The 22,090-nt window shown below is 68.2% G+C and carries 22 protein-coding genes and 1 pseudogene; 13 read left to right on the top strand and 10 right to left on the bottom strand.

The window, feature by feature from the left end; translation table 11 throughout:
• Nucleotides 1–71 precede the first annotated feature (71 nt).
• Entirely contained in the window at nucleotides 72–1,298 is a 1,227-nt protein-coding gene (locus ACH41F_RS39635; RefSeq protein ID WP_391243163.1) for an acyl-CoA dehydrogenase family protein, read from the bottom strand.
• 63 nt (nucleotides 1,299–1,361) lie between these two features.
• On the opposite strand from ACH41F_RS39635, the gene ACH41F_RS39630 reads away from it, so the two are divergent.
• From ACH41F_RS39630 to ACH41F_RS39620, 3 genes are all read left to right on the top strand, one after another.
• Nucleotides 1,362–2,189: an SDR family oxidoreductase gene (locus tag ACH41F_RS39630; protein WP_398839688.1), complete on the top strand. Its 828-nt coding sequence runs from the start codon at nucleotides 1,362–1,364 to the stop codon at nucleotides 2,187–2,189.
• 452 nt (nucleotides 2,190–2,641) lie between these two features.
• Nucleotides 2,642–4,108 (top strand): amidase, encoded by a 1,467-nt coding sequence (locus ACH41F_RS39625; RefSeq protein WP_398839687.1) that lies wholly within the window; start codon nucleotides 2,642–2,644, stop codon nucleotides 4,106–4,108.
• Between the two features lie 45 nt (nucleotides 4,109–4,153).
• Entirely contained in the window at nucleotides 4,154–4,540 is a 387-nt protein-coding gene (locus tag ACH41F_RS39620; protein ID WP_398839686.1) for a TetR/AcrR family transcriptional regulator, read from the top strand.
• Between the two features lie 119 nt (nucleotides 4,541–4,659).
• Here the strand turns inward: ACH41F_RS39620 and ACH41F_RS39615 are convergent, their stop codons facing one another.
• The 3 genes from ACH41F_RS39615 to ACH41F_RS39605 form a co-directional block, all read right to left on the bottom strand.
• A complete protein-coding gene (locus ACH41F_RS39615) occupies nucleotides 4,660–5,721 on the bottom strand; it encodes an LLM class flavin-dependent oxidoreductase (protein WP_398839685.1) in 1,062 nt (353 codons plus the stop codon).
• Nucleotides 5,721–6,254 carry an SRPBCC family protein gene (locus ACH41F_RS39610; protein ID WP_391243178.1) on the bottom strand — a complete coding sequence of 178 codons (534 nt, stop codon included), beginning with the start codon at nucleotides 6,252–6,254 and terminating at the stop codon, nucleotides 5,721–5,723. Before ACH41F_RS39610 ends, ACH41F_RS39615 begins: the two co-directional genes overlap by 1 nt.
• A gap of 108 nt (nucleotides 6,255–6,362) precedes the next feature.
• Complete coding sequence (locus ACH41F_RS39605; RefSeq protein WP_398839684.1) at nucleotides 6,363–6,860, bottom strand: winged helix-turn-helix transcriptional regulator; 498 nt, start codon at nucleotides 6,858–6,860, stop codon at nucleotides 6,363–6,365.
• A gap of 107 nt (nucleotides 6,861–6,967) precedes the next feature.
• Here ACH41F_RS39605 and ACH41F_RS39600 point away from each other — a divergent pair, with 107 nt between their 5' ends.
• Nucleotides 6,968–7,864 carry a short-chain dehydrogenase/reductase gene (locus ACH41F_RS39600; protein WP_391243184.1) on the top strand — a complete coding sequence of 299 codons (897 nt, stop codon included), beginning with the start codon at nucleotides 6,968–6,970 and terminating at the stop codon, nucleotides 7,862–7,864.
• Between the two features lie 37 nt (nucleotides 7,865–7,901).
• Here ACH41F_RS39600 and ACH41F_RS39595 read toward each other — a convergent pair whose 3' ends face one another.
• The gene (locus ACH41F_RS39595; protein WP_391243187.1) at nucleotides 7,902–8,585 is read right to left on the bottom strand and encodes a WHG domain-containing protein; all 684 of its coding nucleotides are present in this window, start codon (nucleotides 8,583–8,585) and stop codon (nucleotides 7,902–7,904) included.
• A gap of 260 nt (nucleotides 8,586–8,845) precedes the next feature.
• Here ACH41F_RS39595 and ACH41F_RS39590 point away from each other — a divergent pair, with 260 nt between their 5' ends.
• Genes ACH41F_RS39590 through ACH41F_RS39580 form a run of 3 tightly spaced genes read left to right on the top strand, consistent with a single transcriptional unit; the run spans nucleotide 8,846 to nucleotide 12,255 of the window.
• Nucleotides 8,846–9,814, top strand: a complete 969-nt coding sequence (locus ACH41F_RS39590; protein ID WP_398839683.1) for an enoyl-CoA hydratase/isomerase family protein — start codon at nucleotides 8,846–8,848, stop codon at nucleotides 9,812–9,814.
• Nucleotides 9,815–9,820: 6 nt separating this feature from the next.
• Nucleotides 9,821–10,744 (top strand): alpha/beta hydrolase, encoded by a 924-nt coding sequence (locus ACH41F_RS39585; protein ID WP_398839682.1) that lies wholly within the window; start codon nucleotides 9,821–9,823, stop codon nucleotides 10,742–10,744.
• 35 nt (nucleotides 10,745–10,779) lie between these two features.
• Nucleotides 10,780–12,255, top strand: a complete 1,476-nt coding sequence (locus ACH41F_RS39580) for a class I adenylate-forming enzyme family protein (protein WP_398839681.1) — start codon at nucleotides 10,780–10,782, stop codon at nucleotides 12,253–12,255.
• A 587-nt stretch (nucleotides 12,256–12,842) separates the two neighbouring features.
• Here ACH41F_RS39580 and ACH41F_RS39575 read toward each other — a convergent pair.
• Entirely contained in the window at nucleotides 12,843–13,715 is an 873-nt protein-coding gene (locus tag ACH41F_RS39575; RefSeq protein WP_391243197.1) for an alpha/beta fold hydrolase, read from the bottom strand.
• 63 nt (nucleotides 13,716–13,778) lie between these two features.
• Between ACH41F_RS39575 and ACH41F_RS39570 the strand changes: the two genes are divergently transcribed.
• The gene (locus ACH41F_RS39570; protein ID WP_391243200.1) at nucleotides 13,779–14,384 is read left to right on the top strand and encodes an ABATE domain-containing protein; all 606 of its coding nucleotides are present in this window, start codon (nucleotides 13,779–13,781) and stop codon (nucleotides 14,382–14,384) included.
• Between the two features lie 30 nt (nucleotides 14,385–14,414).
• Here ACH41F_RS39570 and ACH41F_RS39565 read toward each other — a convergent pair whose 3' ends face one another.
• Complete coding sequence (locus ACH41F_RS39565) at nucleotides 14,415–14,924, bottom strand: winged helix-turn-helix transcriptional regulator (RefSeq protein ID WP_391243203.1); 510 nt, start codon at nucleotides 14,922–14,924, stop codon at nucleotides 14,415–14,417.
• Nucleotides 14,925–15,039: 115 nt separating this feature from the next.
• Between ACH41F_RS39565 and ACH41F_RS39560 the strand changes: the two genes are divergently transcribed.
• The 4 genes and pseudogenes from ACH41F_RS39560 to ACH41F_RS39545 all read left to right on the top strand — a co-directional run.
• Complete coding sequence (locus tag ACH41F_RS39560) at nucleotides 15,040–16,053, top strand: NADP-dependent oxidoreductase (protein WP_398839680.1); 1,014 nt, start codon at nucleotides 15,040–15,042, stop codon at nucleotides 16,051–16,053.
• A gap of 430 nt (nucleotides 16,054–16,483) precedes the next feature.
• Nucleotides 16,484–17,065: a carboxymuconolactone decarboxylase family protein gene (locus ACH41F_RS39555; protein WP_391243209.1), complete on the top strand. Its 582-nt coding sequence runs from the start codon at nucleotides 16,484–16,486 to the stop codon at nucleotides 17,063–17,065.
• A complete protein-coding gene (locus ACH41F_RS39550) occupies nucleotides 17,062–17,928 on the top strand; it encodes an RNA polymerase sigma-70 factor (RefSeq protein WP_391243212.1) in 867 nt (288 codons plus the stop codon). The genes ACH41F_RS39555 and ACH41F_RS39550 overlap by 4 nt, the downstream gene beginning before the upstream one ends.
• Nucleotides 17,929–18,105: 177 nt before the next feature.
• Nucleotides 18,106–18,644 (top strand): annotated as a pseudogene (locus ACH41F_RS39545) (IS982 family transposase); the annotation flags it as partial.
• 90 nt (nucleotides 18,645–18,734) lie between these two features.
• On the opposite strand, the gene ACH41F_RS39540 reads toward ACH41F_RS39545, so the two are convergent.
• The 3 genes from ACH41F_RS39540 to ACH41F_RS39530 all read right to left on the bottom strand — a co-directional run bounded on the left by ACH41F_RS39540 (nucleotide 18,735) and on the right by ACH41F_RS39530 (nucleotide 20,411).
• Entirely contained in the window at nucleotides 18,735–19,739 is a 1,005-nt protein-coding gene (locus tag ACH41F_RS39540; protein WP_391243215.1) for a 3-hydroxyisobutyryl-CoA hydrolase, read from the bottom strand.
• Nucleotides 19,740–19,807: 68 nt separating this feature from the next.
• A complete protein-coding gene (locus ACH41F_RS39535) occupies nucleotides 19,808–20,095 on the bottom strand; it encodes an iron-containing alcohol dehydrogenase (protein ID WP_391243298.1) in 288 nt (95 codons plus the stop codon).
• 10 nt (nucleotides 20,096–20,105) lie between these two features.
• Nucleotides 20,106–20,411, bottom strand: a complete 306-nt coding sequence (locus ACH41F_RS39530) for an iron-containing alcohol dehydrogenase (RefSeq protein ID WP_398839705.1) — start codon at nucleotides 20,409–20,411, stop codon at nucleotides 20,106–20,108.
• Between the two features lie 601 nt (nucleotides 20,412–21,012).
• Between ACH41F_RS39530 and ACH41F_RS39525 the strand changes: the two genes are divergently transcribed.
• Entirely contained in the window at nucleotides 21,013–21,924 is a 912-nt protein-coding gene (locus tag ACH41F_RS39525) for an alpha/beta hydrolase (protein ID WP_398839679.1), read from the top strand.
• Nucleotides 21,925–22,090 lie beyond the last annotated feature (166 nt).

The following is a 22,090-nucleotide window of genomic DNA, read 5'->3' as shown; positions in this document are numbered from 1 at the left end:
GGCAGGACCGCGGCAGGCCGACGGGATGCCCCACGGTCCGTCGGCTTACTGCACCGGCACCTCCTGGGCGATCAGCCGACGATGTCCCGACCGAAGATCTGCCGAGCAATGACCCACTTCTGGATCTCGTTGGTGCCCTCGTAGATCTCGCCGATCTTGCTGTCCCGGTAGATCGCCTCGACAGGGCCAGGGCTGCCATCGGCACCCAGTTCGCGCGCGAAGCCGAGGCCTCCGAAAGCCTGGACGGCGTCGCGCGCCATGTCCACCGACAGCTTGGTGGCGTAGTACTTCGCCATCGCAGCCTCGGGCTCCGGGGACGGATTACCCGCGTCCAGGCGCAGGGCCGCCTTGGTGCAGAGGGTGCGGGCGTTCTCGATCTCGGTGGCCCGTTCGGCGAGCAGGAACTGCCAGTGCTGGTTGGCGGCCACCGGCTTGCCGAAGGCGTGTCGCGTCGACAGGTGGGCCACGGTGTGGTCGAAGGCGGCCTGCGCCATGCCGACCCCGGCAGCCGCGATGCCGATCCGGCCGTAGGTCAGGGTGGACAGCGCGTGGCGCAGCCCGTGTCCCTCGACGCCACCGAGGAGGTCGTCGTCGGTCAGGTGCACATCCGTGAATCGGATGTCCGCGGTGAGTTGGCCGCGGTTGCCCATCTTGCGGTCGGGAAGGCCGACTTCCACTCCGGGAAGTGCCGTGTCGACGATGAACATGCTCAGCCGGCTGCCAGTGCGGGCGAGAACCACCACGAACCCGGCGACGGGCGAGTTGGAGATCCACCGCTTGTGACCGTTCAGCAGCCAGCCGGCCTCGGTGCGTATCGCCTCGGTCTGAACCGCCTGCGGGGACAGGTCACTTGAGGCGTTCGGCTCGGTGGTCGCGAACGCGCCGACCACCGACCCTTCCGCGACCTTGCGCAGCCATCGCTGCTGCTGCTCCTCGGTGCCCTGGCGCAGCGCGTTGCCGGCCAGGATGCAGTGGACATCGAAGACGGCCGCGACGCTGCTGGAGTAGTAGGCCAGTTCCTCGATGGCCGCCGCGGTGGCCGTCGCCGGGTGGGTCAGACCGTCGCCGCCGACCTCGCTGGGGAAGGGGATCCGGAAGGCCCCCGCCGACGCGAGCCGGTCGAACACATGCCGGGGGAAGCCGTCCGTGCGCTCGTCACCCCCCGCGATCGCCACGGCGTGCGGAGCCACTTCGTGCTCTGCGATCCGGCGCACGGAAGCGCGAACGGCCTGTGTCTCTTTGGGGGCGAGCAGCTCGTGGTAGAGCCGGTCGATCTGGCGCGTGGGAGTGGAAGTCATACGGGGAAGATATCATTAGCATCGCGTATCATTAGCTCGACAACCTATTTTGGAGGTTCGACCATGACACAGACGCTGGCCGACAAGACCATCCTGATGTCGGGAGGCAGCCGCGGCATCGGACTCGCCATCGCTCTGCGCGCGGCTCGCGACGGTGCGAATGTGGTGATGCTCGCCAAGACCGCCGTGCCGCATCCGAAGCTCGAAGGCACTGTCCACACCGCCGTTGACGAGATTGAGCGCGCGGGCGGCAAGGGACTGGCCGTCGTCGGTGACGTCCGCAACGAGGACGATGTGCGCACCGCGGTCAACGCGGCGGTCAGCGCCTTCGGCGGCATCGACATCGTGGTGAACAACGCCAGCGCGATCGACCTGTCGCCGTCGGAGCAGCTGGAGATGAAGCGGTACGACCTGATGCAGGACATCAACACGCGTGGCACGTTCCTGCTGAGCAAGGCAGCGATCCCGCACCTGCGCAAGGCGAGCAACCCGCACATCCTCACGCTCTCTCCGCCGTTGAACCTCGCGCCGTACTGGGTGGGGAAGCATCTCGGTTACACGCTGTCGAAGTACGGCATGAGTCTGTGCACCATCGGGCTCGCCGAGGAGCTCGCGGCCGACGGCATCGCCGCCAACTCGCTGTGGCCGCGGACCCTGATCGACACAGCCGCCGTGCGCAATGTGGTCGGCGGCGCCGGACAAGCCCGTAGTCCGCGGATCATGGCTGACGCCGCGTATGCCATCGTCACGCGTGACGCACGGAAGTGCACCGCCAACCTGTTCATCGACGACGAGGTTCTCTCGGACGAGGGCGTCACCGACCTGTCCGCCTACAGCCCTGCCGGCGTCGAGGGTGATCTCGCACTCGACATATTCGTCGATCCGGCCTGATCCCGCACCGCTCAGCACAGGAACGTGAGGGCCTTCTCAAGGAGCTCGTCGGTGAGCTTCGAGCCGAAGGCGACGCGGGACAGTTGCAGCGACCCGCCATCATCGCGAAGAGCCCGAGGGCCTTGGCGCATGCGGGCGGGGGATCCTCGGGGGCCAGATGACCGACGATCCTGTCCGGACCGGCCCGCGCGCCGTCGCTGCCGGCCCGGTCGACGCGCCCGGGCAGCGGCCGACTGCCTGAGCAAGGCGACGGAAGCACATCCAACGCCGCACTGGTCCCGGCGCAGCCGACACCGCCCCCTGGAGCGCCAACCGACCTACCGCGCCACAGACTCCTCCGCTCATTCCGCAAGGCCATTGCCTTGCGCCCCACCCCACGCCTATTGTCTGTCGAATGTAATATTATGACCCGCATCTTATTGGCGATGTCGGAGTCAGAGATGAGGCATGCCGTGAGTGACGTCCCCTTCCGATCCACAGTGGAGCAGTCACGCGCGCTGGCCGCGGGTGAGATCTCGAGCCGGGAACTCGTCGAGCTCTATCTCGAGCGGATCACCCTCCACAACACCGCACTGAACGCGGTGGTGACCCTCGACGCCGAGCGGGCCCGTCGTGAGGCCGGGGAAGCCGACGCCGCCCGGGCGGCGGGGCGGGACCTCGGTCAGCTGCATGGGGTGCCGATCACGGTCAAGGACAGCTTCGAGACAGCCGGGATGCGCACCGTCTGCGGGCGTACGGACCTCAAGGACCACGTGCCCGACCAGGACGCCGAGGCGGTCAAACGGCTGCGCTCGGCCGGTGCCGTGATCATGGGGAAGAGCAACATGCCTCCGGGCAACCAGGACGTCCAGGCCGACAACCCGGTGTTCGGTCCTTCATCGAACCCGTGGGACACGACCCGCACCTCGGGCGGATCCGCCGGGGGCGGTGCGGTCGCCACCGCCGCAGGCCTCACATCGTTCGACTTCAGCTCGGAAATCGGCGGATCGACCAGGATCCCGTCCCACTTCAACGGCCTGTACGGGCACAAGTCGACCTGGCGGTCGATACCCCTCATCGGGCATGTGCCCTACGGCCCGGGTCCGGGACGATGGACCGAGGCCGACATGGGCTGTGGCGGCGCGCAGGTCCGCGACGCCCGTGACCTCGTCCCTATCCTGCGGGCAACGGTCGGGCCCGCCGACTACGACGGCGGTTTCAGCTACACACTCGCACCGCCGCGCGCGACCAAGCTGGCCGACTTCCGGGTCGCCGTCTGGGGTGAGGATCCCGCGTGCCCGGTCGACAGCGACATCACGGCCGCCATGGACGACGCAGTCACTGTGCTGCGAGCGGCCGGCGCGAAGATCACCGTCCAGCCCGCCGGCCTCCCTGTCGACATCGCGACGAATCACGGGAAGGCCTTCCAACCCCTGCTCTTCGGCGCGGGCGACCGCACCGGCCTCACTCCCGCCTCCAGCGCCGCGACACTGGCCCGGATGATCCAGCACCCCCGTGGCGACGCCAGCCCCGCCCTGCGCGGAACCTTCCAGTCCCACTACCGCTGGCTGCAAGCCCACATGGTGCGCAACGAAATCCGGCAGCGATGGTTCGAATTCTTCCAGGACTTCGACATCGTGCTCATGCCGGTCACCCCGACGGCCGCCCCCGCCCACCACAACAAGCTGGTCGACTGGTTCGGACGGCCCTTCGAAGTCGACGGTGCACGACGTCCTTACTGGGACCAGGTCAAGTGGAGCGCCGTTGCCAACGTCTCAGGGGGGCCGGCGACGACCATCCCGGTGCGCCGGAGCAGGAACGGATTGCCCATCGGTCTCCAGGCCATGGGCCCCAGCGGGGGCGATCTCACCACCATCGAGTTCGCCGCGCTGCTCGGCCGGGAAGTGGACGGCTTCGTGCCGCCTCCGGCCTTCGTCTAGACCCCAACCGCTGAACCCTGACCACCCACCCATGCCCGACGCCGGATGTACGCGGAGAAGACCCGGGCGGACCTGGAGGCGACCGCGCGCGAACTGTTCGTCGACAACGGCTTCGCGGGCATGTCGGTCGAGGCCGTCACCGGGGCGACGCTGGTGAGCAGCACCTTCTCTCACCACTACCCGGACAGGAAGGCGATGTTCGCCGAGCTGTGCACGGAGTTCATTCAGCAGGTCGGGGCTCTGGCAGACGCGAGGCCCGAGGCGGTCCGGACCACGCTGGGCACGCCCGCCACGACCGCGGTGGCCCACCTGCAAACCGATGTGCCCGTCGACACCGTCGCCCGGCTGCTCTTGGCAGGCCTGTGCGAGGGCAACCAGACATTCGCGCCGCCGCGGATAGGGAAGATGCCCTGGCCAGGACGTTCCGTGTGATCACCCCGCTGATGTCGGGCCTGGCCGCCGACGACATCAGCGCCCGCTGTTTGACCTGACCGGGACCCCGTCGACGGCGCCGACGCTGAGCGGCCGTCGTCGGCCGGCATGACCCGTCGCTACTGTGCCGCCTCGTCCTCGATGTCGCGGACCAGGTCGATGGCCCGGCCCAAGGTCGCGAGTCGGGCGGCGAGGGTCTCGCCGGCGGGATAGAAACGAACGGTGTCGACACCGGTGTCGCGCCACACGCGCAGCCGTTCGCGCACCATGTCCTCGGTTCCGATCAGCGTGGTCGCCAGCACCATCTCGTCGGCGACCAGACCGGCCGCGCCGTCCCGGTCCCCCGCCTGCCAACGTGTCCGGACCTCGGCCGCCACCTCGGCCCAACCCTGACGGCTGTAGGCGTTGTTGTAGAAGTTCGTGGTCGCCGAGCCCATGCCGCCCAGGCTGAAGGCAAGCTCCTTCTTGCGCCCGGCGACCATGGCGCACAGCGCGTCCTCGTCTTCAGCGAAGGCGACCTCGGCACCCTGGCAGATGTCCAGGTCCGAGCGACTGCGACCAGCGGCGGCCAGGCCCTGGTCCAGGTGGTCGAAGTACGCCTCCTTGGCACCCTCGGGTACGAAACTGGTGCCCAGCCAGCCGTCCGCGATCTCACCGGTCAGGTGCAGCATCTTCGGGGAAAGGGTCGCCAGGTAGACCGGGATGTCGTACTCGGCGCGCATCGACAGCCGCATGGGCTTGGCTTCCCCGCCCGGCAGGGGGATCTGGAACTCCCGCCCGGAGTAGGCGACTTTCTCCCCCGACGCGGCCCGCCGCACGATCTCGACAGTCTCTCGCATCCGTGACAACGGACGGTCGAAGGGCACTCCGTGCAGTCCTTCGATCACCTGCGGCCCGGAGGGGCCCAGTCCGAGCAGGAAGCGGCCGTCGGAAATCCGGGACAGCGTGATCGCAGCGCGGGCGATGGCCATCGGCGTGCGGGTGCCGAGCTGGATGATGCCCGATCCGAGCAGCATGCGCTCGGTCCTCGCGGCGAGGTAGCCCAGCGGCGAGGGCGCCTCGGAGCCCCACGCCTCCGCCACCCAGCAGATGTCCAGACCGAGTTTCTCCGCCTCGGTCACGTAGTCGACGATCTCCTGCCAATCGGCGCCGGAGGCCTCGATCGTGGTGGAGGTGCGCATCAGAGCGTCGCCTCGCCAGCGGCCCCGGCGCCTTCAGCCAGCTTCTTGATCCCCTCGACAGTGGCGATCATGTGGGCCTCGAACTCCCGCATGCGCACGAAGACGATCTTCTGCTCCTTCTCCGGCATGCGGTCGATGGCGAAGGAGAGACCCGAGCGAGCGGGCCCCATCTGCATCCATTCCCGCAGCAGAGTGCCGCCGTCCTGCGGCTCCAACAAGAACCGCCAGATCGCTGTCGGGTTCAACGGGTCCTCCACCGCCCACGCGAACCTCCTCGGCGGCTCACACTCGACGATGTGGGACGTTGTGGCCCACTCCCCCAGGGATTCATGCCTGCTCCGGCCGATGAATCGGGCCCCCAGGGCAGGGCCGCCTCCGCCATCCAGCCATTCGACCGATTGCAGCTCGGGACTCAGGCGCGGCATCAGCTCAATGTCGGACACCAGCGCCCACACCTCTGTCGGTGGGGCGGCGATCCAGGTGTGGACCTCGACCGTCGGCTTGTCCGCATAGTGCGCGCCCGTCCACTCCATGATCCCGCACCCTCTCGCTAAAAGACACCCACGTGAGCTTTTGACCAGTAAAGTTGCTTAGATAGACTTACTTGTCAAGGGTGAGCGCGGATCCGCAGAAGCATTGAGTCAGTCCGCGAAACGCTCTTTCACATCCGGCCGCTCGGCCAGATGCGGCGGATAACCGGGGCCCATCCGAGTGCGGGTGTTGTCCGCGGTCATCGGCTCACCACAGGCGGCGCACACCACCTCGGCATGGGTTTCCTCCCCGCACACCTCGTGGTGCATGGCGACCGGCGGGCCGGCTTCACCAGCCAGCCAGCGGTCCCCCCAGCGATTCATCACCAGCAGCACGCCGTAGAAGTCACGCCCCTTCTCGGTGAGCACGTAGTCGTAGCGAACCGGCTCCGTCTGGTACGGCCGCTTCTCCAGCAGCCCCTCCTCCACCAGCCGGCGCAGCCGGTCCGTGAGCGTGTTGCGTGCGATCCCCAGCGACTCCTGGAACGCGTCGAACCGCCGGATGCCGTAGAACGCCTCGCGCAGCACCAAGGGCGTCCACCAGTCCCCGAGCAGGTCCATGGTCCGCGCGATCGAGCAGGGCCACTGAGCAAAGGATGTCCGCCTCATGACAGCCAGCATAGGTTCGTCCAGTCATGAGACCCAGCAGGCACTGCGCGTAGGGAACCTGCGCGCGATGTCTTGTGCTCCTTAAATAACGACGTTATGTTGCCGCCATGAAACGTGACTTGCTGGGCAGAAGGCTGGTTGTCACCGGAGCGGCACGCGGGATCGGCGAGCAGGTGGCCCGCCTGGCCGCCGCCCGAGGGGCTCGTGTGGCCCTGATCGGCCTGGAGTCCGATCGGCTGCGTGACCTCGCCGACGATCTGGGCCCCGCCGCCTCATGGTGTGAGGCCGATGTGCGTGACGGTGCCGCACTCCGGTCAGCGATCGACGGGGCCGCGGAGGTCATGGGTGGCATCGACCTTGTCGTCGCCAATGCCGGCGTCGTGGCGTACGGAACGGTGCGGCAGACAGACGAGGTGTCGTTCGAGCGGGTCCTGGACGTCAATGTGAACGGGGTGTTCCGCACCCTCAAGTACGCGACGCCCCATCTGGAGCTCAGCCGGGGCCATGTACTGGTCGTGGCGTCCGCGCTCTCCTTCATGCCGCTGGCCGCGATGGCCTCGTACGGCGCGAGCAAGGCCGCGGCCGAGTTGCTCGCCCTGACCTACCGCCAGGAGGTGGCACACCTCGGGGTCACGGTCGGCCTCGTGCACCCCTCCTGGATCGACACGGACCTCGTCCGGGGGGCCGAGGCAGACCTCCCGTCGTTCCAGGGGCTGCGCCGGCGGCTGCCCTATCCGGGCAATGTCACCACCAGCGCCGACCGGGCCGCCTCCGCGATCGTCGACGGGCTCGTGCGCCGACGCAGCCGCGTGTACGTCCCGCGCGCCGTCGCCGTGGCCAACTGGGCCAAGGGGGCACTGAACTCGCCGCTGACCTGGCCCTGGGCTCGGCGTTTCGCGGCCCGTGCGGTTCCGTCCCTGGAACGGGAGGTCGAGGCATTGGGGAGGCACGACCAACTCGCACCGGGCACCAACAGCCCCACCGTGGAGACCAGGTCGCCCTAGCATGGAGCGCAAGGGGCGGCACCCGGCCGCCCCCTTCTCACCGGCCTTCGACGATCGAGTCGTACAAGCGCGCGCCGGCCTCGTGCGAGGCCTCGGCACGTTCACGCCTGTCACCCAGGCCGACTGAGAAGTTCACGCCCATCGGCAGAAGCACCTCCATCACCGCGTCGTCGAACTCGACGAAGTGATCGGCCAGTTCAAGGGTGATGTAGCCGTGCACAAAGCTCCACAACTGAGCGGCTACGACCTCGGGTCGCTGCCGCCGGCCTCTGCCGGAGCGCACAACACGTTCGCACGCCGCGGCGACATGGGCGTGGGCTTCTCGAAATGCAGGTGAGTGCCCGCTCAGGCGAAGGTCCGCGTCGGACAGCGGCCGGTATGTCGCGCGAGTGGACAGGCCGAACATCAGGTCGTACAGATGAGGGTTCTCGTGAGCCATTCGACGACACGTCAAGGCCATGGCGAAGAGTTCCGCGATCGGATCCTCGGTCACCGGCACCTGGGCAAAAGCTCTACCGAGTTCCTTGAACCCATGGTCGGCAACGGCACTCATCAACTCGGGGATCCCGCCGAAGTGGCTGTAGACCACCATGGTCGACAGTCCGCTCGCGGAAGCCACCGTGCGCGCCTTGATGGCCGACGGCCCCTGCTCGGCCAGCAGACCGACGGCCGCCTGGACAAGTCGATCCCGCGCGTCTTCGACCCTCGCCCGCCCCGCCATGTCTCGCCCGCCTCCACCGTTGACACATTAAAAATAACTTGGTTATCTAACTCTTCACGGCAATGTTACACATTGTGGGCGACATGTCGTCACGACCACGGCGTGCGTCTTTGGACACGTCGTCACGCGCTGCCCAGTCTCATGCCGCCTACGCGGACACAACCCCCGGGGCGGTCCCGACCCGTCACCGCCACACGCGGCCGCAACTGTCCCCCCGCACTTTCCCACCCCTCCATGAACTCAGCACGGGAGCAGACCTCATGCCGTACAAAGACAAGGGCCATCTCCAGATCGAGGCTCGGGGAGCCGTCCTGCTCGTCCGTGTCGACGGTGGCCCCCACCAGGAATTCGGCCTCGACATCTCCGTCCAGCTGGACAAACTGGTGGACCGGGCCGACCGCGATCCGAACATTCGTGCCGTCGTCTTCACCGGGGCGCATCCCGAGCGCTTCGTCAGCCATGCTGCGGTCCGATGGTTGCAAGAAGAGGGTGCGGCCAGCCCTACCGTCGGCCGCCGTGGAGCCGCCGCCGTCGTGCGCATGGCAAAGCACGTGGACCGATCTCGTCTCCTGGGCACCTTGATGCGCAAGACTCCGATGCGAGGTGCCCTCCAACTGGAGCGCCTGCACACGACGTTCCTCCGGATGAACCGCAGCGGTGTCCTCTTCGTCGCTGCCCTCAACGGTTCGGCTCTCGGCCTCGGCGCGGAGTTCGCCTGGGCATGCGATCTGCGGGTCATGGCCGACGGAGACTTCTTCATCGGCCAGCCAGAGATCCTCCTCGGCATCATTCCCGGCGGAGGCGGCACCCAGCGGTTGACTCGCCTGATCGGTACCCACCGGTCCTTGGCAGCGATCCTCGAAGGCAAGCCCTTCACACCTGAGGAGGCTCTCGCCAATGGAGCGGTCGACCAGGTCGTTCCGCAGGACAAGGTGGTCCCACAGGCGATAGAACTCGCGGAACGCCTCGGCAAGCGATCGAAGGGATCGGTCGCGGCTGCCAAGAGGTCGGTGTACTTCGGCGGCTCCATGTCGCTGGAGGACGGTCTGCACGTCGAACGCGCCGAGTTCTTCACCAGGGTGATGTCGCAGGAAGGTCAGGAGTTGATGCTCGGCTACCTGAATGCGACAGACGTGATCGGCGAACTCCCGCTCTACAGGCCTGACATCTACGCACAGGCACTCGCCTCGGGCAGCGTGCCCGGACCCCGCTCGACGAATGGACGGTGACGCGACATGACAGCACCACAGCCCTTCATCCGGCACAACGTCACCTTCCCCTCCGGCGACAGTACCTGCGCCGGCTGGCTCTACCTGCCCACAGGTGTCACCTCCCCGCCCGTCGTCGTTCTCGGACACGGCCTGGGCGCCACCCGCGAGATGCGCCTCGACGCCTTCGCCGAGCGTTTCGCACAGGCCGGCATCGCCTCGCTCGCCTTCACGTACCGACACTTCGGGGACAGTGGCGGCCACCCTCGGCAGCTCCTGTCGATCAAGCGCCAGCTGGCCGACTGGGACTCCGCCCTCGCCTACGTCAAGACACGCCATGATGTCGATCGCGCACGCGTCGCGGTGTGGGGCAGCTCCTTCGGCGGCGGCCACGCCATCACCGTGGCCTCTCGGCATCCGGAACTGCGCGCGGCCGTGGCCCAGTGCCCGTTCACCGACGGTCTCGCCTCCGCGCTCGCGCTCGGCCCGGTCGCCTCGCTCAGAATGACCCCCGTGCTTGCCCGGGATCTGGCAGCCCGAGTGCGTGGGAAGGCGCCCGCGATGGTTCCCATCGCCGCCGCCCCTGGTACCCCGGCCCTCATGAACGCTGCGGACGCCCTCCCCGGATACCAGGCACTGCAGCCTGCCGGCACAACGTTCCGCAACGAAGTGGCGGCACGGGTCATTCCGACCATCGCCGGTTACCGGCCCGGGCGCGCGGCAAAGAAGGTCGCCATGCCCATCCTCTTCTGCGTCAGCAACACCGATTCGGTCACGCCTCCCGCCCAGACCCTCCGGTACGCACGGACCGCGCCCCGGGGAGAGATCAAGAGATACGACGCCGGTCACTTCGACTTCTATACCGGCGAGACGTTCGAGGCGCTGGTCCGCGACCAGATCGAGTTCCTCTCCCGCCAACTGGACCCGGCATCCGCCGTGTCGACGACTTGACCGGATCGCATCACACCGAGACAGGTACGTTCGCCATGAATTTCGCTTCTCTGCCCGACCGCCGCGCCGAGCTCGACCCCCAGGGGGCCGCGGTATCGGACGGGCGGCAGTCCCTCACCAACGCCCAACTGCTGAGCGGCGTCCTCCGGACGGCGCGCCGGCTCCACGATCTCGGAATAGGTCCCGGTGACGTCGTCGCCCTCAAGCTGACGAACCGCGTCGAGTTCGTCCTTCTGCTGTTCGCCGCCTGGCGGCTCGGCGCCACCATCACGCCGGTCAACCCCAGCATGACCGATGTCGAAGTGGCCCGGCAGCTCAAGGACTCCGATGCGCGCCTGCTCGTGGTCGAGGACGGTTCGGATACCAGGGCAGGCCTGAGCACACTCACCGTCGGTGAACTGCGCGAACATCAGGCGCCGGAGTGGGATCAGGCACCGCGTCCGGACTCGTCCGCGCTGGCCCTCCTCATCTACACCAGCGGCACGACCGGGGTACCCAAGGGCGTGATGCTCGACCACGCCAACGTCGACGCCATGGTGGAGATGGGACGCCAGGCTCTCGACCTGGGGCCGAGCGACCGCTGCCTGCTGATCCTGCCGCTCTTCCACGTGAACGGCATCGTGGTAAGCATCCTGACGCCGCTTCTTGCCGGCGCCAGTGTCGTCATCGCGGGCCGCCGGTTCGATCCCCACCACTTCTTCGACCTCGTCGAACAGGAACGCCCCACCTTCTTCAGCGCCGTCCCGACGATCTACAGCATGCTCACCGCACTCCCTGACGACGTTCGACCCGACACATCGTCGGTGAGGTTCGCGGTCTGCGGCGCCGCACCTGCCTCCGCCGAGCTGCTGACCCGGTTCGAGGCCCGGTACGGGTTTCCCCTCATCGAGGGGTACGGGCTCTCCGAAGGAACCTGCGGCTCCACCATCAACCCCATCGCCGGACCCCGTCGCGCAGGAACCGTGGGGCTTCCCTTCCCCGGCCAGGAGATCCGGATCCTCGACGCCGACGGTAACGAGGCGGCGCCGGGCACGGACGGCGAGGTCGTCCTGAGGGGCCCCAACGTCATGCGCGGCTATCTCGGCCGTCCGGACGACACGGCCCGGGTCGTCGTCGACGGCTGGTTGCACACGGGCGACGTGGGACACCTCGACGCCGAGGGCTATCTGACCCTGGTCGGACGCTCGAAAGACATGATCATCCGTGGTGGGGAGAACATCTACCCCAAGGAGATCGAGGACGTGCTCACGAGCGACCCCTCGGTCCTCGAGGCCGCGGTGATCGGCGTACCCGACGAGAAGTGGGGCGAGGTGGTGGTCGCCTACGTTCAGCCCCGGCCCGGTTCGAACGTCGACCTCGCGGCGCTCGAAGCGCTTTGCGCGCGCAGCCTGACCGGCTTCAAGCGCCCGGCCTCATACGTCGTGGTGGAGGCCATCCCGAAGAACGCGGTCGGCAAGATCGACAAAGGCTCCTTGCGGGCAGGCCACACCGCCGTCCCTACAGGGTCCTGATCAGCACAGTTGAGGTTATGGGCCGCGCCTGTCCGACCGCATCGGTGGTGCTCGCGTTGTCACAGTCGGCATGACCCTGAACACGATGGACCCACGAGGGGCCCGGGGCTCCGGGCGCTGGCCGTCGAGCCGCAGGCAGGGCAAAGCCTCCGGTGCCGACAGCACGATCCGCGAGGTCGGCGGTGCCAGAGACGTCGCATTGCCGGTGACGCTGTTCTCCGGCAGGGCATCTACGCATCGCCCTCACTGTTCGTGGACAGGCTGGTGTCGGCGCTCTGGGTCGGTGCGACCGGCCTGGCGGCGGCACCTGGCTCTCCTGATGCCCCGGCGGCACGGGCGGACGGCCCAGCTGCCGGCCTTGCCACGGAAGACGCTCCGGCCGGCGCACCGGTAGCGATCTGACCTCCACGCCGGGGGATGGCCCAGCCTGTTGCAGCGGGGCCGCCCCTCGGCCCCATGCTTCACGCCTCCGGCTCATGCGCCGCGCGCGAGACCATTGCACCGTGGTCGAAGCCCCCTCCGACGACTTGCCCATGCGGCCGGGGCACGCCTTGCGGACGGACGCAATGTCCGTCACCGCGACGGCGTCAACGGTTCGTCTCTCCGGCCAGGAACGGGCGCAAGTGCGCCAACAGCGCCTCCGGTTGCTCTTCCGGGATGAAGTGACCACATTCCGGGATCTCGGCACCCGTGACGTCATCCGCGTAGTCGCGCCAGATCTCCAGCGTCGGCAAGCGGGCCGGCAGCCCTGCGGCACCCCACAAGGCCAGCACCGGCATGGCGAGGCGGCGCCCCGCGGCGGCGTCGATGTCGTCCAGCGCGACGTCCTGCTCCATGGCCCGGTAATCGTCGAAGCTGGCGCGCATGGCACCCGGGCGGGAGAAGGCGCGGACGTACCCGTCGACTGCATCGGATGTCAGTCCGTGGCGGTTGTAGGTCCACCGCTCGAAGAAGTACTCGAGATACCCCCGCATGTCATGCCCCACCAGCCGCTCGGGCAGATCGGGCTGCATCTGAAACAGCCAGTGCCAGTACCCGGAGGCAAGCGAGGCGTCCAGGCGGCGGAACATCTCCCGGGTGGGCACGATGTCGAGCACGGCCAGCCGTTCCACCTGCTCCGGGCGGTCCAGCGCCCAGCGGTGGCCCACCCTGGCTCCCCGGTCGTGCCCCACGACGGCGGCCTTCTCGAAGCCCAGCGCTTCGACGAGGCCGGCGATGTCGGCGGCCATCCGTCGCTTGTCGTAGCCGGTCACGGGCTTGTCGCTCAGGCCGTAACCGCGCAGGTCAGGTGCTACGACGGTGTGGTCGGCGGCGAGATCCGCCAGCACCGGCCGCCAGCAGTCGGAGGTCTGCGGCCAGCCGTGGAGAAGCACGAGCAGCGGGCCGGATCCTGCTCGGAGATAGTGCAGACGGACCCCGTCCACCTGACTTACTCCGGTCGTCGCTGTCGGCTGCCCCATGGATCTGCCTCCTGACACGAACTAACCGTCTTAGAGGGTTACGCTAACGGGCAGAATAGGGACGTGACAACGGACGACATGTGGATCTGGGACGGCGGACGGGTCTGCCTGGACCTCGTCAACACCCTGCGCAACCGCTGGCAGACTCCGCCGACGGAGACACTCCAGCGTTCAGGCGACCTGGCTCTCTGGCTCCAACAGGCCGAGCTGCTCGCACCGGACCCCCCGCACCCCGCCACTGCCGCCGCCCTGGCGTCGGGCCGCCGACTGCGCGAGACGGTCGACCGGGCCGTACTGGCGGTCGCAGACGGCCGGCTGCCCACAGCCGACGACATCATGGCGCTCAACCGATCAGCAGCGCAGGCGCCGCGCCCCGCCTTGCAGATCGCCATCACGGACGGACACCTGGAGCCTGCCGGTACAGCGAACCTGGCCACCGACCCCGCGGCCGCCTTGGCGCTCGTAGCCCAGGACGCCGTCGATCTACTTCTGTCCGCCGAGATCCGGCGCGTACGCGTCTGCGGCGCGGACACCTGCGCCCTGCGCTTCTTGGACCGTTCCCCTGCCCACAACCGCCGCTGGTGCTCCATGGCGCGCTGCGGCAACCGCACCAAGGTCCGCCTTCACCAGGCCCGGGCCAGACGGAGCGAGCACACCCCGAGAGGCTGAGGCCCGGTCGCCGACGCGACCGCGTTCAGCTCACTGGGCGGCCTTCATGCGAAAGGCGGGCCCAGGCACGCTCTCGATGTCTTCCTCCCGCACGGAGTGGCCTTGTTCGCAGCGGATGTGGACGTTGACGTGCGCGCCGCACCCACGGTGCCGCGTCAGCACGGCCGGCCCCTCCGGATCGGCGCGGTAGCGGTCGCCCCACTGCAGGAGCCCCATCACGGCCGGGACCAGGTCCACGCCCTTGGGGGTGATCACGTACTTCGGCCGACTCCGCGCACCCGGCTCCTTGTAGGTCTCGGTGGCCAGGATCCCCTCCTCGACCAGCATCCGGAGCCGGGCAGCGAGAAGATTGCGGGGGCAGCCGAGGACACGTTCGAAGTCGCCGAAGCGGGACGAGCCGTACCAGACCTCGCGCAGGATCAGGATCGTCCACTTCTCCCCCACGACCTCGAGGGTCCGGGCGATCGAGCAGTTCGACATGTCCCGGTCGAGTCGGGTGTCCATGCCGGCGTCCTGAAGAGCTTCGGTCCACACATCCATGGGGTGATACTAACCTCACCTAAGTTTACTTTCCCATACTCAGCGAGTAGCGTCACAAGTGGCACATCAACCCGGCCGCGCACGCGAAGCGGGGCCTCGCACAAAGGCGGTCGGCATGAAGGCATTCGTCGTCGCGAAGTACGGCAAGGACGGCGCCCGCGCCGCCCAGGTACCCGAGCCCACCATCGGGAACCGCGACGTCCTGGTCAAAGTGAGCGCCGCCAGCATCAACCCGCTGGACAAGATGGTCCGCAACGGGGAGTTCAAGCAACTCCTGAAGTACAAGCTTCCGTTCACGCTCGGCCACGACGTGGCCGGCGTAGTGACGCGGGTCGGATCCGCAGTGCGCGGCTTCAAGGTCGGAGACGAGGTCTACGCCCGTCCGCGCGATCTGCGGATCGGAGGCTTCGCGGAGTACATCGCGATCGACCAGGACGACATCGCGCCCAAGCCGGCCTCGCTCACCTCCGAAGAGGCGGCCGCGGTGCCGCTGGTGGCCCTGGCCGCCTGGCAGATCCTCGTCGACCGCGCCCACGTGAAGCCGGGCCAGAAGGTCCTCATCCACGCCGGTGCCGGGGGCCTCGGATCGACGGTCATCCAGCTCGCCAAACACCTCGGTGCCACGGTGGCGACGACCGCGGGCACCGATTCCGAGAAGCTGGTCCGAAGCCTCGGTGCCGACGTCGTCGTCGACTACACCAAGGAAGACTTCTCCAAGGTGCTGTCCGGCTACGACCTGGTGCTGGACTCCCTGGGCGGGGCGAACCTCGAGAAGTCCCTGACGGTGCTGAAGCCCGGCGGGCTGGCCATCGGTGTCGTCGGCCCGCCGGACGCCGGGTTCGCCAAGCAGCTCGGCGCCCCCTCGTTCATGGGCCTGGTGATGAACATGCTCAGCCGCAAGGTCCGCAAGCAGGCCAAGGCGCTGGGCGTGCGTTACCAGTTCTTCTTCATGCAGGCCGACGGCTCCCAGCTGCGCAAGCTCAGCGCCCTCTACGACAGCGGGAAGCTCCGCCCGGTCGTCGACAGGACCTTCCCGTTCGACCAGACCCTCGAGGCGATGGCGTACGTCGAGCAAGGCCGCACCAAGGCCGGCAAGGTCGTGGTCTCGATGGTGCCCGACGGCGACTGAGATCAGGACGGGCCGCTACGCCGCCACGAGCCGTGGTCGATACCTCGCACCCGTTGCGCGTCAGGCTGGGTCACGGCTCCGAACCACCGCGCCAGACCAGATCCCGGCGGCCGTCGCGAGGATGCGTTGGGCGACGCGAACGGCGACACCTTCGAAGGTCTGGCCACCGTGCTGTTCCAGATCGAGCTGGCCCTTGAGGGTGTCGTTGACCGACTCGATCAGCTGTCACACCGACTTCGCAGCCTGGCCGGCCAGGCCCACCTGAGCTTCACCGTGGGCTCGGTGACCTCCCTCGCGCCACGGGACAACGAACTGCCGGAAACCCGAACGCCTCCTCGCGCCACAGTGGTTGTCACATTCCCGGGCCCGGCGGTGTCTTCATGTCCGACAGGCCGACAGGCCAACGGACATGGAGAAGAAGGAGCACACCGTGACACTGCGCATCCCGAAGGCAGAACTCCCCGCCGACCTCACCGAGAACATGATCAAACAGTTCGGTGCCGTGCCCGAGCCCTTCGAAGTGACGGCGCACAACCTCAAGGTCGCCCAGGACTCCACGGAGCTCGGGCGCCAGGTGAGCGAGTGGGACATGGCCGACGAGGGGCTCAAGACGTTCGCACATATGGCGGTTGCCGCGCAGGTCGGCTGCAGTTGGTGCCTCGACATCAACTACTTCCTGGCGCTGCACAAGGACCTGGACTTGGCCAAGGCGAGCCAGGTGCCGCGCTGGCGGGAGTCGGAGGTGTTCACGCCACTGGAGCGGAACGTGCTGGAGTACGCCGAGGCCATGACGAACACGCCGCCGACCGTCACCGACGAGCTGTACGCGGGCCTGCTCGACCGGCTCGGACCGGCCGCGATGGTCGAGCTCACCGCGTCGATCGCCTTCGCCAACCTGTCGACCAGGAACAACACGGCGCACGGAATCACCTCACAGGGCTTCTCCGACACGTGCGGGACTCCGCTGGCCGCGCGTTCGGGGAACTCCGGCGTGGCGTCGTCGGCGATATGACCGAGGATCCCTTCGTCACCCACCGCAGCCTGCTCTTCACGGTCGCCTACGAGATGCTCGGCTCGGCGGCCGACGCGGAGGACGTACTGCAGGAGTCCTGGCTGCGGTGGGCCGACGTCGACAGGTCGCAGGTGCGTGAACCGCGGGCGTACCTCGTCCGCACCGTCACACGGCAGGCGCTCAACCGGCTGCGCACGCTGTCCCGCAGCCGTGAGGAGTACGTAGGTGAGTGGCTGCCGGAACCCCTGCTGACCAGCCCTGATGTCGCCGAGGACGTCGAACTCGCGGAGAGCGTCTCAATCGCGATGCTGACCGTCCTCGAAACGCTGGGGCCGACAGAGCGGGCGGTGTTCGTACTGCGGGAGGTCTTCGAGATGCCGTACGGCGAGATCGGCGAGGCCATCGGGAAGTCCGCGGCGACGGTACGGCAGGTCGCGCGGCGGGCACGCGAGCACGTGGCCGCCCGGCAGCCGCGCATGCGGGTGAGCCGGGCCGAGCAACGGACCGTCGTCGACCGCTTCCTTCTCGCCCTGCGCACCGGGCAGTTGCAGGACCTGCTGGAGGTCATGGCGCCGGACGTCGTCCTGGTCGCCGATGGCGGAGGGGTCGTGGCCGCCGTGCTGGCGCCGATCCACGGGGCGGAACCGGTGGCGAGGCTGCTTACGCGCGCGAACCAGGTCGCGGTCCCGTTCGAGATGACACCCGTGTGGCTCAACGGCGCTCCCGCGGGCCGGATCGAGATGAACGGCGAGCCGACCGCGGTGAGCCTCGTGGTGGAGAACGGGCAGGTCACCCGGATCTACATCGTGCGGAATCCGCAGAAGCTGACACGGCTCGATGAGCCGGCCGAACTCGCCAGGTGAACACGCCGCCCCGCACAAGGGGCAGCCCGCTGCGGCCGGAATTCGTTTCGTTCGCCGCAGCGGGCGCCCTGGACGAGGCATTCGAATGCTGATGGTGTGTCCGGGAACGCGGACAGGGCGTCCAAGATCGTTATGTGACGAACAACCTGGACGCCCTGCTGACCGCACTGGATGTGAAGGCGGCTGCGGGCGGCGTTGCCGCTGGTCAAGAAGGCAATACGGTTACTGGCCGTCGATGCGGACTTCTGGTTCGACAACCACCGCATCGTCGACTCCGCGCCGGTGGAGTGCGGCCGCTCGCGTCCGACGATGAAGCGGTCGGACATGGCCGACTGGGCCGGATACGGGTACTGCGCCTCGCGCTCCCGGTTCTTCTGGGGCCTGCGCCTGTTCCTGCTCTGCACCCCTACCGGGATGCCCGTCCGGTGGGCGCTGGCGAACCCGAAGAGGGACGAGCGGGAGGTGCTGTCCGCGATGCTGACAAGGGCTTCGCCTCCAAGGAGGGCGAGAGCCTCCTGAAGTCGGTGCGGCAACTGATCGAGTCGGTCAACGACACCCTCACGGGTCAGCTCGACCTGGAACAGCATGGTGGCCGGACCTCCGAGGGTGTCGCCGTCCGCGTCGCCCAACGCATCCTCGTGACGGCCGCAGTGATCTGGCACAACCACAAGACCCGCCGGCCCGTCATCCGATCCCTGATCGCCTATGACCACTGATCACATCGGAATGACCCGCACAGGCGAGCCCGCCGAGGCGGAGAGACCGAGATTTCACCACGCCAGGCGAGCCCCCCTGACGGCTCGCGGTCATCGACGCCCGTCCGCGTGCGACGCACGTTGCCAGTGGGGACTGCGGTCCTTGTCGACCAGGGCCGCACGGACGCCCTCCAGGAAGTCCGGCGTGCGGATGGTCGTGCGGGTGAGAGCGAGTTCGACGGCGAGGCATTCGCGCAACGTGTACTGCCTGCCTCGCGCGAGCAAGGCGTGAGTGATCTCCAGGCTCCGCGGCGAGGCCGCCTCCAGGGCGGCCAGCGCTGCTGCGGCCCAGGGGGTGCCGAGGTGGTGCAGGCGCTTCTCGATCTCGCCGAGGGTCGGCGCACCGAACGCCCGGTCCACGTCACCGCGTACGTCCGCCAGCCTGCTCTCCGCCACCGGGGAATGGCCGGCAAGACGGTTCAGGACGACCTCCACCGGGTCACTGGGACTGTCGGCCACCGCGTCCACGACCGCGTCGAGCCGGTCGCTGGGGACGAAGTGTGTGGCCAGACCCGTGTACAGGGTGTCAGCCGCGTCGAGCCGGTGCCCGGTCAGTCCCAGGTACATGCCGATCGCGCCGGGCAGCCTCGGCAGGAAGTAGCTGGCCCCGACGTCCGGGAAGAACCCGATCCCGGTCTCGGGCATCGCCAGCACCGCGCTCTCGGTGACGACGCGGAAGCCTCCATGGACGGACAGCCCCAGACCGCCACCCATACAGAGGCCGTCGATGAGCGACACGATCGGGACGGGATACTCGGCGATCCGGGCGTTGAGCCGGTATTCGGAGGCGAAGAACCCTTCGCTGGCCGCGGCATCCCCGGCAAGGCTGTGCTCTCGGATCGTGCGGATGTCTCCGCCGGCGCAGAACGCCTTCGTGCTGGTGCTGGCGAGCACCACAGCGGACAGGCGGGTGTGCTCCCATGCGGCGAGTGCGCCGTCGATGGCACCGATCATGCTGGTCGTCAGGGCGTTGAGCGCCTTGGGCCGGTTCAACAGGATGCGGCCGACGCCTCGGTGCACGTCGGTGAGAACCTCGACCGCAGCGGTATCAGTCATGGCTCGTCATCTCGCACTCCGCGTGGACCTGGCTGTCGTGGCCATCACGGTTCCTCACTCGTCGGGTGTCAGGCGTGGATCTTGGCGTAGAGATCCTGGATCTCGTCCGCGGTCGGTACGACGGGGTTGCTGGCTGGGGATCCGGACCTGAGCGCCTGCTCTGCCATGAGGGGCGACAGGCAGGACCACTCGTCCTTGTCGATGCCGTGGGCCCGAGGGGTGGGCACGTCAAGATCCTTGCACAGGTCGCGGAGCGCCTCCACGAATCTCTCGGCCGCCATGGCCTCGCTGTCGCCGTCGGTGGCGGCTTCGAGTGCACCGGCGCAGTCGCCGTACCGGCTCTTGGTGGCGGGTATGCAGAACGCGTCACCGCGGGGAAGAGCATCGCGTTCGACAGACCGTGGGCGACGTGGAAGTGCGCGCCGACCGGGCGGTGAAGCCGTGCACGAGCGCCGCGCTGGCGTTGGAGAGGGCGATGCAGGCCTGGGTCGCGGCGAGCATCATCGCCTCGCGGTCCTCGGCGTCTCCCCCGTCGGCGTACACGCGGCCGAGGTGGCGCCCGCTGGTCCGGATCGCGTTCAGCGCAAGACCGTCGGAGAACGGATCGGCCTTGCGGTTCACGAACGCCTCGACAGCACGGGTGAGCGCGTCGATGCCGGTGTCGGCGGTCAGCCGGGGGCATCGGCAGGGTCAGTTCGAGGTCGAACGACAGCCGCGACGGGAACGCCGGCCCTGAACAGAGCATTTTCTTGTCCGTGGCGCTGGTCGGTGATGACGGGTGGACTGGGTGGCCTCCGAGCCGCTGCTCGCGGTGGTGGGAACCACGATGACCACAGGCGCGGACCACAAGCGCGGGACCGAGGTTGGTGCGCGGGGCCTTGTAGACATCCGGCTCCCGCGAGGCGGTGACGCACCCTGCCGTGCGCGCCCTGTGGACTGCACTGCGTCAGGAGGTCACCGATCCGGCGGCAGAACTGATCCCGGAGTGACGGCCGAAGAGTTTCCGGTGCGGTGCAACCTCCGCCGATCGCCTCCGCCTCGGGACGCGAGTCTCAACTGGTACCCCTTCACGACCCCGGGCCTGGTTCACGTGCCTACGGCGTTCGTACTCGGGCGAGTAGGGACTGTGCGGCGTGGGCCGCTCGTCGCGGAAGTGACCCCAGCCTCTGCTGAGTTTACTTTTCTATACTCAGCAAGTAGCGTCACGGCCAGCACATCCATCCGGCTGCACGCGGGACGAGGGCGTGGCAGCAACCTGCGAAGGAGCACCACCATGGGAGCAAGCCCAGAGGCGCAGCAGTTCGCCCAGTTCCTCGAGAGCGTGAGCGCGAAATCCTCGACGCCGGGCCTCGACCTGGCCATCGTCCGCGACATCGTCGACTCGAACCACAAGGCGTCGACCGAGCCGGAAGGCGTCACGTACGCCGAGGTGGACGCGGGCGGCGTCCCCGCCCTCTGGGCCATCCCCGAGGCAGCCGATCCCGACCGGGCTCTGCTCCACTTCCACTTCGGCGGGTCGGTCACCGCATCCATGCACTCGGACCGCAAGGCCGCGGGCCACATAGCGAAGGCGGCCGGCGCCCGCTCTCTTGTCGTGGACTTCCGCCTGGCTCCCGAACACCCCCACCCGGCACAGCTCGACGACGCCGAGACGGCCTACCGGTGGCTGCTGTCGCAGGGCTACGAGCCGCGGAACATCGGCAGCACGGGCCATTCGATCGGCGGCACCCTCGCGGTGATGCTCCCGCTGCGCCTGCTCGCGCAGGGCGAGGCGACCCCGGGCGCCATCGTCAGCGTCTCGCCCTGGACCGACCTCACCATCCAGAACGCGTCGGTGGACGAGAACGAAGACAACGACAAGATGCTCAGCAGGAACACTCTTGAGCTCTTCCGCGGAGCCTGGCTCCAGGAGCCCGGAGTGGACTTCGCCGATCCGAAGATCAGCCTCGTGAACGCCGACCTGACCGGCCTGCCTCCCACGATCGTGCTCTACGGCGAGTACGAGACCCTCGCCGACGACGGTGCCCAACTGGGCCGTCGCCTCGAGGACTTCAATGTCACCTCCGAGGTCCACCCGCTGGCCGAGGGACAGCACTCGTTCGTCCTGGGCGCGGGGCGCGTACCCGAGGTGGACCAGGCGATCCAGCGTATGGGTCAGTGGCTTCGCAAGCACCTCGGCACGTGAGCTGAACCCGCACCTGGCGGAACGGCCCGTCGGCCGGACCGCCGCCGCACCACCGCGATGCCGATGACCGGACCGCCGATGAACGGACCGCCGGTCGCCGGCATCCTGCTCGACCATGTCGGCCGGCATGCGGTACTTGTGTCCGACACGGTTCCGCGCACAGCCA

The organism is Streptomyces sp. NPDC020489, assembly GCF_044386545.1.
Lineage (GTDB): Bacteria > Actinomycetota > Actinomycetes > Streptomycetales > Streptomycetaceae > Streptomyces.
This window is presented reverse-complemented; position numbering and strand designations above follow the sequence as displayed.